This is a genomic window from Sphingomonas cellulosilytica, assembly GCF_052321755.1.
Classification (GTDB): domain Bacteria; phylum Pseudomonadota; class Alphaproteobacteria; order Sphingomonadales; family Sphingomonadaceae; genus Sphingomonas.
Window position 1 is genome coordinate 245323 of sequence record NZ_JBQRTT010000005.1, and the last position, 10708, is coordinate 256030.

Annotated in this window: 9 protein-coding genes; 4 read left to right on the plus strand and 5 right to left on the minus strand. The window is 68.7% G+C overall.

What is annotated here, in order from left to right:
• Positions 1-15: 15 nt before the first annotated feature.
• The 5 genes from ACTZQ5_RS10675 to ACTZQ5_RS10695 form a co-directional block, all read right to left on the minus strand.
• Positions 16-798 (minus strand): SDR family oxidoreductase, encoded by a 783-nt coding sequence (locus ACTZQ5_RS10675; protein ID WP_443585164.1) that lies wholly within the window; start codon positions 796-798, stop codon positions 16-18.
• 57 nt (positions 799-855) lie between these two features.
• Positions 856-2025: an acetyl-CoA C-acetyltransferase gene (locus ACTZQ5_RS10680; RefSeq protein WP_443585165.1), complete on the minus strand. Its 1170-nt coding sequence runs from the start codon at positions 2023-2025 to the stop codon at positions 856-858.
• 66 nt (positions 2026-2091) lie between these two features.
• Positions 2092-2358, minus strand: coding sequence for a hypothetical protein (locus ACTZQ5_RS10685; RefSeq protein ID WP_443585166.1), 267 nt, complete (start codon positions 2356-2358; stop codon positions 2092-2094).
• Between the two features lie 114 nt (positions 2359-2472).
• Positions 2473-3825, minus strand: a complete 1353-nt coding sequence (locus tag ACTZQ5_RS10690; RefSeq protein ID WP_443585167.1) for a DEAD/DEAH box helicase — start codon at positions 3823-3825, stop codon at positions 2473-2475.
• A 225-nt stretch (positions 3826-4050) separates the two neighbouring features.
• Positions 4051-5205: an acyl-CoA dehydrogenase family protein gene (locus ACTZQ5_RS10695; RefSeq protein ID WP_443585168.1), complete on the minus strand. Its 1155-nt coding sequence runs from the start codon at positions 5203-5205 to the stop codon at positions 4051-4053.
• Positions 5206-5366: 161 nt separating this feature from the next.
• On the opposite strand from ACTZQ5_RS10695, the gene ACTZQ5_RS10700 reads away from it, so the two are divergent.
• The 4 genes from ACTZQ5_RS10700 to ACTZQ5_RS10715 all read left to right on the plus strand — a co-directional run bounded on the left by ACTZQ5_RS10700 (position 5367) and on the right by ACTZQ5_RS10715 (position 10467).
• On the plus strand, positions 5367-6368 hold the full coding sequence (locus ACTZQ5_RS10700) for a fumarylacetoacetate hydrolase family protein (RefSeq protein ID WP_443585169.1): 1002 nt from the start codon (positions 5367-5369) through the stop codon (positions 6366-6368).
• A gap of 222 nt (positions 6369-6590) precedes the next feature.
• Entirely contained in the window at positions 6591-7877 is a 1287-nt protein-coding gene (locus tag ACTZQ5_RS10705) for a thiamine pyrophosphate-dependent enzyme (protein ID WP_443585170.1), read from the plus strand.
• Between the two features lie 174 nt (positions 7878-8051).
• Positions 8052-9059 (plus strand): alpha-ketoacid dehydrogenase subunit beta, encoded by a 1008-nt coding sequence (locus ACTZQ5_RS10710; protein ID WP_443585181.1) that lies wholly within the window; start codon positions 8052-8054, stop codon positions 9057-9059.
• 1 nt (position 9060) lies between these two features.
• Positions 9061-10467 carry a dihydrolipoamide acetyltransferase family protein gene (locus ACTZQ5_RS10715; protein ID WP_443585171.1) on the plus strand — a complete coding sequence of 469 codons (1407 nt, stop codon included), beginning with the start codon at positions 9061-9063 and terminating at the stop codon, positions 10465-10467.
• Positions 10468-10708: the final 241 nt, after the last annotated feature.

Here is a 10708-nt window from a genome sequence, read left to right on the forward strand (position 1 = left end):
GCCGCGCGCCTGCGATCAGCGCGGCGCCATCCGGATGCCGCCGTCCAGCCGGATGTCCTCGCCGTTGAAATAGCCGTTCTCGATCAGCGTCAGCGCCAGCTGCGCATATTCCGCCGGGTCGCCCAGCCGCTTGGGGAACGGCACGCTCGCCGCCAGCGCATCCTTCACCGGCTGCGGCGCGCCCTGGAGCAGCGGCGTGTCGAAGATACCGGGCAGGATCGTGTTGACCCTGATGCCCTCGCCCATCAGGTCGCGCGCGATTGGCAGCGTCATGCCGACGACGCCGCCCTTGGACGCGGAATAGGCCGCCTGGCCGATCTGCCCGTCCTCCGCGGCGACGCTCGCGGTCATCACGATCGCACCGCGCTCGCCGTCGGCACCGGGGTCCAGCGTCAGCATGCCCGCGGCGGACTTGGCGACGCAGCGAAAGGTGCCGACGAGGTTGATCTGCACCAGCCGGTCGAACGCGGGCAGCGGGAAATGCTTGATGCCGCCGTCTTCCTTCGAGCGGCTCGCCGTCTTCACCGCATTGCCGGTGCCCGCGCAGCAGACCAGCACCGCCTCCTGCCCGTGCGCGGCGCGGGCGCGCGCGAAGCCCGCATCGACGCTCGCATCGCCCGTCACGTCCACCTCGCAGAACAGCCCGCCGATCTCTGCGGCGAGCGCTTCGCCCTTGTCGCGCTGCAAGTCGAAGATCGCGACCCGCGCGCCCTTGGCGGCCAGCGCCCGCGCCGTCGCCGCGCCGAGCCCGGAGGCGCCACCGGTGACGACGGCAGCCATGGTGTCGGTGATGTGCATGATCCCTCCTTAATCGTCTGATCTATCGTTCCTCCCTCGCTTCGGCGGGGGAGGACTTTACAGGCGTTCGACGATCGTCACGTTGGCGATGCCGCCGCCCTCGCACATCGTCTGCAACCCGTAGCGCCCGCCGCGCGCATGCAGCGCATGGACCAGCGTCGCCATCAGCTTCGTCCCGCTCGCGCCCAGCGGATGGCCCAGCGCGATCGCGCCGCCGTTGACGTTCAGCCGCGCCGGGTCGCCGCCGGTATGCCGCAGCCAGGCGAGCGGCACCGGCGCGAACGCCTCGTTCACCTCGTACACGTCGATATCCGCGATCCGCATCCCCGCGCGCGCCAGCGCCCGGTCGGTGGCGAACAAGGGCTCCTCCAGCATGATGACCGGGTCGCCCGCGGTCACCGCCAGCGCATGCACCCGCGCCAGCGGCGTCAGTCCGTGCGCCTTCAACGCCGCCTCGCTCACCACCAGCACCGCGCTCGCCCCGTCGCAGATCTGGCTGGCGTTGGCGGCGGTGATCGTGCCGCCCTCCTGCAACAGCTTCACCGCGCCGATCGTTGCCGCGCTCGCGTCGTGGCGGATGCCCTCGTCGACCACGTGCAGCACGGGACCGTCGGGCGTCTCCACCTCGAGCGGCACGATCTCGTCGGCGAACGCCCCCGCCTGCGTCGCCGCCGCCGCGCGCCGGTGACTCTCCAGCGCATAGGCATCGAGGTCGCCGCGATCGAACCCGTACTTGCGCGACAGCATCTCGGCGCCGGTGAACTGGCTGAACTGGATATCGGGAAAGCGCGCCTCCTGCCGCGGGCTCTTCGCCGTGCCGAGCCCGGCCTTGGCGAACAGCGCACCGGTCGATCCCATCGGCACCCGCGTCATGCTCTCGACGCCGGCGGCGATCACCACGTCCTGCGTGCCGCTCATCACCGCCTGCGCGGCGAACTGGATCGCCTGCTGCGACGATCCGCACTGGCGATCGATCGTGACGGCGGGGACGCTCGTCGGCAGGCGCGAGGCGAGCACCGCGCCACGCCCGACCTGGAAGCTCTGCTCGCCGCCCTGGCTGACGCAGCCCATGATGACGTCCTCGACCGCGGCGGGATCGATGCCGCTGCGCTCCACGATCGCGTCGAGCACCGCCGCCGCCATGTCGGCAGGGTGCCACCCCGCCAGCCGCCCGCCGCGCCGGCCCCCGGCGGTCCGCACCGCCGCGACGATATAGGCTTCCGCCATTCCGCGCCTCTCCATAACTCTTGTTATGCGAGCGGTGTCGCGCAAAGTCCGGCGGAGCGCAAGCGCCTAAAGCACGACGCGCTCGGGCTTGGATTCCTCGATCGCGGCCAGCACCATCCGCTCCCACACCGCCGGATCGCCGGCGGCGGCCATGGCGCGGTCCGGCTCGCGCAACGTGCGCAGCACCGCCAGCGCATCGGGCAGATAGTCGCGCCAGGCGCTATCGACCCGGTCGCCCGCGCTTTCGGCATCGCCGCCCGCATTGGCGCTGATCCGCTGCCCGGCCAGCACGCGGGCGATCCGTTCGGCGACGGGGGTGGTCGATACGTCCATGGCTGCTCTCCTTCGCCAACGGAAATGCGCGAAGGGAGGGCGGGGTTGCGACCCAAAAGAAACGGCCCCGCAGGATGATCCTGCGGGGCCGTTCAGAACCCGATTGGAAAGGGCTCAGCGCGCGGCGCCGGCGCCCTGGCCACGGCCACCACCGCCGGAACGGCCGTGGCCACCACCGCCGCCGCGACGGCTGGCGTTGGCGTAGTTGCGCGTCGCGGTCGGCGCATGCGTCGCGCGCGGGCGCGGCTGCTGGCGCTGGCGGGGCAGGTCGGCGCGCGGAGCGGGATCGGCGCCGATCGCCTTGACGCGGGCCGCCTTGATCTCGTTCGACTGCGCGGTGAAGTTGTCGGGCAGCGGGCGGACCGTCACCTTCTGGCGGGTCAGCTTCTCGATATCCTTCAGGTACGGCCGCTCGTCATCGGCGCAGAAGGCGATGGCGATGCCGCTATTGCCCGCGCGCGCCGTCCGGCCGATGCGGTGGACATATTGCTCGGCGACGTTGGGCAGCTCGAAGTTGACGACATGGCTGACGCCCGACACGTCGATGCCGCGCGCGGCGATGTCGGTCGCGACCAGCACCTTGGTGCGGCCGTCCTTGAACTCGCCCAAGGCGCGCTCGCGCTGGCCCTGGCTCTTGTTGCCGTGGATCGCGTTCGCCGCGATGCCGTTGCCGGCGAGCAGCTTCACGACGCGGTCGGCACCATGCTTGGTGCGGGTGAAGACCAGCGCACGGTCGATCGTCGGATCGCGCAGCACCAGCGTCAGCAGCGCCTGCTTCTCCGTCTGGTTGACGAAGGTGACATACTGGTCGACGCGCTCCGCGGTGGTCGAGGCCGGCACGACCGACACCGTCTTGGGCTCGTGCAGGAACTGGTTGGCCAGCTCACGGATCGCGGTCGGCATCGTCGCCGAGAAGAACAAAGTCTGGCGCTTGCGCGGGATCATCCGCACGATCTTCTTGAGCGCGTGGATGAAGCCCAGGTCCATCATCTGGTCGGCTTCGTCGAGCACCAGGATCTCAATCATCGACAGGTTGCACATGCCCTGCTCGACCAGGTCGATCAGGCGGCCCGGCGTTGCCACCAGGATGTCGACGCCACGGCTCAGGTCCTGCCGGTTCTTGTTGATGCTGGTGCCGCCGAACACGGTCGCGACCGACAGCTTGCTGAACTGGCCATAGCCGCGGGCGTTGTCGGCGATCTGGCTGGCGAGCTCGCGCGTCGGGGCGAGCACCAGCATGCGCACGTGCGTCGGCAGGACGCGCTTCTGCGCCGCGGCCAGGCGCTGGATCGACGGCAGCACGAATGCCGCGGTCTTGCCGGTGCCGGTCTGCGCGATGCCGAGCAGGTCGCCGCCTTCCAGCAGGATGGGGATCGACTGCGCCTGGATCGGCGTCGGGGTGGCATAGCCCTTGGCCTCGAGCGCACGGACCAGCGGATCGGCGAGGCCGAGATGAGCGAATGACATGGGAATAGAACCTTCGAACAGGCCTGACCCGCACGTCGGCGAACGGCCGACATGCGAGGGGCGGGGGAAAACCGACACCCCGCGTGAATAGGGAAGCCTTGCGCTAACGACCGGGGCGGAGCCGGGGTTCGCTGCAAGCAAACCCGTTCACGCTGCATGACGCCTCGATGCCCCGCCATGTGCGCTGCACTGCGGCAAAAGTCAAGATGGCGTGGGCGACGCCGGCTACAGCCGCCGCCCGATCACCTCCTTCATGATCTCGTTCGTCCCGCCGTAGATCCGCGTCACCCGTGCCGATCGCCACGCCCGGGCGATCGGATATTCGTTCATATAGCCCGCCCCGCCATGCAGTTGCAGGCAGGCGTCCAGCACCTCCCATTGCACCTCGGTGTGCCACAGCTTCGCCGCCGCGCCTTCCTCGTTGGTCAACGCGCCCGCCAGATGCCGCCGGATCGCCCAGTCGAGATGCGCCCAGCCGACCTGCAACTTGGTCTTCAGCCCCGCCAGCACGAAGCGGGTGTTCTGGAAATCGAACACCACGCCGGCGAACGCCTTGCGATCCTTGGTGAAGGCGACCGTCTCGTCGAACGCCTTCTGCGCCGAGGCCTGCGCGCCGATCGCGATCGACAGGCGCTCCTGCGGCAGCTGGCTCATCAGATAGCCGAAGCCCTTGCCCTCCTCGCCCAGGCAGTTGGTGATCGGCACGCGCACGTCGTCGAAGAACAGCTCGGACGTATCCGCCGCCTCCTGCCCGATCTTGTCGAGCTTGCGACCGCGGCGGAAGCCTTCGCGGTCGGCCTCGACCAGGATGATCGACATGCCGCGCCACGCCGGCTGCGCGGCGGGATCGGTCTTGGCGACCACCAGCACCAGATCGGCGTTCTGGCCGTTGGTGATATAGGTCTTGGACCCGTTCAGCACATAATGGTTGCCGTCGCGGCGCGCCGTCGTGCGGATCGACTGCAAGTCGCTGCCCGTGCCCGGCTCGGTCATCGCGATCGCGCTGATCGTCTCGCCCGACACCATGCGCGGCAGCCAGTGGCGCTTCTGCTCCTCGGATCCGTAATGCTCCAGATAGCCGGCGACGATATCCGATTGCAGCGTGAAGCCCGCCGGCACGCCGTTATAGGTCAATTCCTCGTTGACGATCGCATTATAGCCGAAGTCGAGGCCCAGCCCGCCATAGGCCTCGGGCACCGTCGGGCAGAGCAGGCCCACCGCACCCGCCGCCTGCCAGAACGCCGGCGGCACCAGCCGGTCCGCTTCCCATGCGGCGACGTGCGGCACGCCCTCCTTGCGCAGGAACTGGCGCACCGTCTGCCGGAACGCCTCGTGGTCCGCGTCATAGGCGCTTCGCCCCGCCACATCGTCCAGCGTCATCATCCTCTCCTTTTCCCCGCAGGCTGCGGCCGCCGCCCGCACGCGTCAAGCGTAGAATAACAAAAGTTACGGCGTGCAATGGTATCGGTGGATACTTTGAGGGGTGCATGGCCGCGCGCCAGCCGATACACAGTGCCTCCAACGACAGGAGGATGCGCGCGATGAAACTGGCCAGTCTGAAGCACGGGCGCGACGGCAAGCTCGTCGTCGTCTCCACCGACCTCGCCTGGTATGCCGATGCCGGCCATATCGTGCCGACCCTCCAGGCGGCGCTCGACGATTGGGACCGGCTGCTGCCCGACCTCGCCAATCTCGCCACCGACCTCGATCATGCGGTGATCCCGCGCGAGCGTTTCCACGAACACGACGCCGCCTCGCCACTGCCGCGCGCCTATCAATGGGCGGATGGTTCGGCCTATGTGAACCACGTCGCACTGGTCCGCCAGGCGCGCGGCGCGGAGATGCCGGACAGCTTCTGGCACGATCCGTTGATGTACCAGGGCGGCTCCGACGGCTTTCTCGCCCCCCGCGATCCGATCCCGCTCGCCGACGAAAGCTGGGGTTGCGACCTGGAGGCGGAGGTGGTGGTCGTCACCGGCGACGTGGCCTTGGGCGCCAGCCGCGACGAGGCGCTGGCCGCCATCCGCCTCGTCGGCCTCACCAACGACGTCAGCCTGCGCAACCTCATCCCCGGCGAACTCGGCAAGGGCTTCGGCTTCTTCCAATCGAAGCCGGCGAGCGCCTTCTCGCCGGTGTTCGTCACCCCCGACGCGCTCGGCGACTGGTGGCGGGACGGCAAGCTCCACCGCAAGCTCCACGTCGACCTCAACGGCCAGCCCTTCGGCCGCGCCGATGCGGGCGAGGACATGACCTTCGACTTCGGCACGCTCGTCGCGCACGCCGCCAGGACGCGCAAGCTGGGGGCGGGGACGATCGTCGGCTCCGGCACCGTCTCCAACCGCGGCGCCGACGGCGGGCCGGGCCGGACGATCGCGGCCGGCGGCGTCGGCTATTCCTGCCTCGCCGAACTGCGCACGGTGGAAACCATCGCCGACGGCAAGCCGACCACGCCGTTCCTCAAGAGCGGCGACACCGTCCGCATCTGGGCGGAAGACGACCGCCACCACCCGATCTTCGGCGTCATCGAACAGACGGTCGAATAATAATCCTCCCCGGCACGGGGAGGTGGCGCCGCGGAGCGGTGACGGAGGGGCAGCCAAGCAATGCTCTCGCCTGCGGCTGCCCCTCCACCACCCGGCTAAGCCGGGCGGTCCCCCTCCCCGTGCCGGGGAGGAATAAAACCCGCTTGAAATTTAATTACAACAGCGCAACAGGATCGATCAACGCCCGCCGCGACTCGACGCGGCCCGCCTAAGGAGAGACATGTGGCCAGCGAGCACCCGCACGCCAACCTGCCACCGCTGCAACTGCACGTGCCGGAACCCAAGTTCCGGCCCGGCGATGCGGTCGATTTCGTCGGTGTCGACGTGCCGCCGGCCGGCTCCGCGCGGCGTCCGGACACCGCGCAGTCTGCGCATGATTTCACCGACCTCGCCTATACCATGGTCCGCGTCCTCGACGAGGAGGGGCGCGCCGTCGGCCCGTGGGACCCGAAGCTGTCGCCCGACATGCTGCGCCGCATGCTGCGCAACATGGCGCTGCTGCGGGCCTTCGACGAACGCATGTTCCGCGCCCAGCGGCAGGGCAAGACCAGCTTCTACATGAAGGCGACGGGCGAGGAGGCGGTGTCGGTCGCCGCCGCGCAGGCGCTCGATTTCGAGGACATGTGCTTCCCCTCCTATCGCCAGCAGGGGCTGCTCATCGCGCGCGGCTATCCGCTGGTCGAGATGATGAACCAGATCTACTCGAACAGCGGCGACAAGCTTCAGGGCAAGCAGCTGCCGATCATGTATTCGGCGCGCGATCACGGCTTCTTCTCGATCTCGGGCAATCTCACCACGCAATATCCGCAGGCGGTCGGCTGGGCGATGGCCTCGGCGGCGAAGGGCGACACGCGCATCGCCGCGGTGTGGTGCGGCGAGGGATCGACCGCGGAGGGCGACTTCCACTCCGCCTGCACCTTCGCCAGCGTCTATCGCGCGCCGGTGATCTTCAACGTCGTCAACAACCAATGGGCGATCAGCAGCTTCTCGGGGTTCGCCGGTGCGGAGGCGACCACCTTCGCCGCGCGCGCGATCGGCTATGGCATCGCCGGCCTGCGCGTCGACGGCAATGACGCGCTCGCCGTCTATGCCGCGACGCTCTGGGCCGCCGAACGCGCCCGAACCAACGCCGGCCCGACGCTGATCGAACATTTCACCTACCGCGCCGAAGGCCACTCCACCTCGGACGATCCCTCGCAATACCGCAGCGCAGGCGAACCGACCGCTTGGCCGCTGGGCGATCCCGTCGCCCGGCTCAAGCAGCACCTCATCGGCTTGAACGAATGGGACGAGGAGCGCCACGCCGCGCAGGACAAGGAACTCGCCGAATATGTGCGCGGCCAGCAGAAGGAGGCCGAAAAGAACGGCATCCTCGGCCACGGCCTGCACCAGCCGCTCGATTCGCTGTTCGACGGCGTGTTCGAGGAAATGCCCTGGCACCTGCGCGAGCAACAGGCGCAGATGATCGCCGAGGAAGAAGCGAGCGGACGGCCGTGGGCGAGGAAGTGATGCAGATCCTCCCCGGCACGGGGAGGGGGACCGCCGGCGCAGCCGGTGGTGGAGGGGGCTCTCCACGCGTGTCTCGACTGGTGGAGAGCCCCCTCCACCAGCCTGCGGCCGGTCCCCCTCCCCGCGAGCGGGGAGGATTTGGAAGACATACCGATGACTGAACCCACCACCCGCATGAACATGATCCAGGCGATCAATTCGGCGCTCGACATCTGCATGGCCCGCGATCCGGACGTGCTGGTGATGGGCGAGGACGTCGGCTATTTCGGCGGCGTCTTCCGCGCCACCGCGGGCCTGCAGAGCAAATACGGCAAGACCCGCGTCTTCGACACGCCGATCACCGAAACCGGCATCATCGGCGTCGCGATCGGCATGGGCGCCTATGGCCTCCGGCCCGTCCCCGAGATCCAGTTCGCCGACTATATCTACCCCGCGCTCGACCAGCTGGTCAGCGAGGCGGCGCGGCTGCGCTACCGGTCGGCGGGCGAGTTCATCTCGCCGATCACCGTGCGCTCGCCGTTCGGCGGCGGCATCTTCGGCGGGCAGACGCACAGCCAGTCGCCCGAAGGCATCTTCACCCACGTCTCCGGCATCAAGACGGTGATCCCGGCGACGCCCTATGACGCCAAGGGCCTGCTGATCGCCGCGATCGAGGACAATGATCCCGTCCTCTTCTTCGAACCCAAGCGCATCTACAACGGCCCCTTCAACGGCCATTGGGACAAGCCGGCCGAGAACTGGTCCAAGCATCCCGGCGGCGAGGTGCCGACCGGCTATTACAAGGTCCCCCTCGGCAAGGCGGCGGTGGTGCGCGAGGGCGAGGCGCTGACGATCCTCGCCTACGGCACGATGGTCCACGTCTGCACCCGCGTCGCCCAGGACGAGGGCGTCGATGCGGAGATCATCGACCTGCGCACGCTCGTCCCCCTCGATATCGAGACGATCGAGGCATCGGTGAAGAAGACCGGCCGCTGCGTGATCGTGCACGAGGCGACGCGCACCGGCGGCTTCGGCGCCGAACTCTCGGCGCTGGTGCAGGAACGCTGCTTCTACCACCTCGAAGCGCCGATCGAGCGCGTCACCGGCTTCGACACGCCCTATCCGCACAGCCTCGAATGGGCATATTTCCCGGGTCCGGTCCGCATCGGCCAGGCCCTCAAGAAGATCATGAAGGACGCGTAAGATGAGCCGCTTCACCTTCCGCCTGCCCGACATCGGCGAAGGCATCGCCGAGGCCGAGATCGTCGCCTGGCACGTCAAGCTCGGCGACCGCGTCGAGGAAGACCAGAACATCGCCGACATGATGACCGACAAGGCGACCGTCGAGATGGAATCGCCCGTCTCCGGCACCGTGGTCGAACTGGCCGGCGAAGTCGGCGATCAGGTCGCGATCGGATCGGCCCTGGTGGTGATCGAGACGGAGGACGCCGGTGCCGGCGACATGGGTGGCGAGGTGGTGGCAGCCCCGCCGTCCCCCGAGCAGGACGAAGTCGCCGCGCAATACGAAGCGGAAAACCCCGGCGTGGAGGAAGCGGCTTCTTCTCCCCTCCCGCTTGCGGGAGGGGCCGGGGGAGGGCCTGAAAACGGCAGCACCCCCGCACGGCCGAACGACACCCCAACCCCCGCTCGTGCTGAGCCTGTCGAAGCACGGGCCACAAGCGTCACGCCGGCGGCGAGCGGCCCTTCGACAAGCTCAGGGCCAACGGGGGATAAGGCGCCCAACCCGCACGTCCTCGCATCCCCGGCAGTCCGCGCCCGCGCCCGCGACCTCGGCATCGACCTTGCACAGGTGAAGACCGACGCCGACCGCGTCCGCCACGCCGACCTCGACGCTTTCCTCCGCTACAATGCGGGGCAGGGGTATCGATCCCCCGGCGCCTCGCGCGCGCGCCCCGACGAGCAGGTGCGCGTCATCGGCATGCGCCGGCGCATCGCCGAGAACATGGCCGCGGCCAAGCGCCACATCCCGCACTTCACCTATGTCGACGAGATCGACGTCACCGCGCTCGAAGCCATGCGCGCCGATCTCAACACGCACCGCGGCAACCGGCCGAAGCTGACCATGCTGCCGCTGCTGATCGTCGCGATCTGCCGCACCCTGCCGCAATTCCCGATGCTCAACGCGCGCTACGATGACGAGGCCGGCGTGGTCACCCGCTCGGGCCGCGTCCATCTCGGCATGGCGGCGCAGACCGACGCCGGCCTCACCGTGCCGGTGATCCGCGACGCGCAGGACCGCAACGTGTGGCAACTCGCCGCCGAGATCGCGCGCCTCGCCGAGGCGGCGCGCGCCAACAAGCTGAAGCCGGACGAGCTCGGCAACGGCACGATCACCGTCACCTCGTTGGGGCCGCTCGGCGGCATCGCCACCACGCCGGTCATCAACCGGCCGGAGGTCGCGATCATCGGCCCCAACAAGATCGTCGAACGCCCGGTCTTCACCGGCAGGGGAGACGAGATCCGCCGCGCCAAGCTGATGAACCTGTCGATCAGCTGCGACCACCGCGTCGTCGACGGCTGGGACGCGGCAAGCTACGTCCAGGCGCTGAAGGCGCAGCTCGAAACGCCGGTACTGCTGTTCGCGGACTGACGGGCCGAAACCCAGGGCTGATCGACATTCGGGAGGAGGGATCCTCTTCATCCTCCCCCTGCCGGGGCAGGGCTATCGCATATGGCCTGTCCGATCCGGGGGAGGGTGTTCTTTAATCCTCCGTCATCAACTCAGAAGATGGCTGCGTCTCTGAGCCTGGCGTTGGCGATGACGATGAGTTTTCGCATGACGGCGAGGGTGGCGACGATGGGTTTTTTGCCGTTGGCGAGGAGGCGGCGAT

Excerpts from the sequence above, each read along its gene's own strand:
- ACTZQ5_RS10675 (WP_443585164.1), bottom strand. The coding sequence starts at position 798 with ATGCACATCACCGACACCATGGCTGCCGTCGTCACCGGTGGCGCCTCC.
- ACTZQ5_RS10680 (WP_443585165.1), bottom strand. The coding sequence starts at position 2,025 with ATGGCGGAAGCCTATATCGTCGCGGCGGTGCGGACCGCCGGGGGCCGG.
- ACTZQ5_RS10685 (WP_443585166.1), bottom strand. The coding sequence starts at position 2,358 with ATGGACGTATCGACCACCCCCGTCGCCGAACGGATCGCCCGCGTGCTG.
- ACTZQ5_RS10690 (WP_443585167.1), bottom strand. The coding sequence starts at position 3,825 with ATGTCATTCGCTCATCTCGGCCTCGCCGATCCGCTGGTCCGTGCGCTC.
- ACTZQ5_RS10695 (WP_443585168.1), bottom strand. The coding sequence starts at position 5,205 with ATGACGCTGGACGATGTGGCGGGGCGAAGCGCCTATGACGCGGACCAC.
- ACTZQ5_RS10700 (WP_443585169.1), top strand. The coding sequence starts at position 5,367 with ATGAAACTGGCCAGTCTGAAGCACGGGCGCGACGGCAAGCTCGTCGTC.
- ACTZQ5_RS10710 (WP_443585181.1), top strand. The coding sequence starts at position 8,052 with ATGAACATGATCCAGGCGATCAATTCGGCGCTCGACATCTGCATGGCC.
- ACTZQ5_RS10715 (WP_443585171.1), top strand. The coding sequence starts at position 9,061 with ATGAGCCGCTTCACCTTCCGCCTGCCCGACATCGGCGAAGGCATCGCC.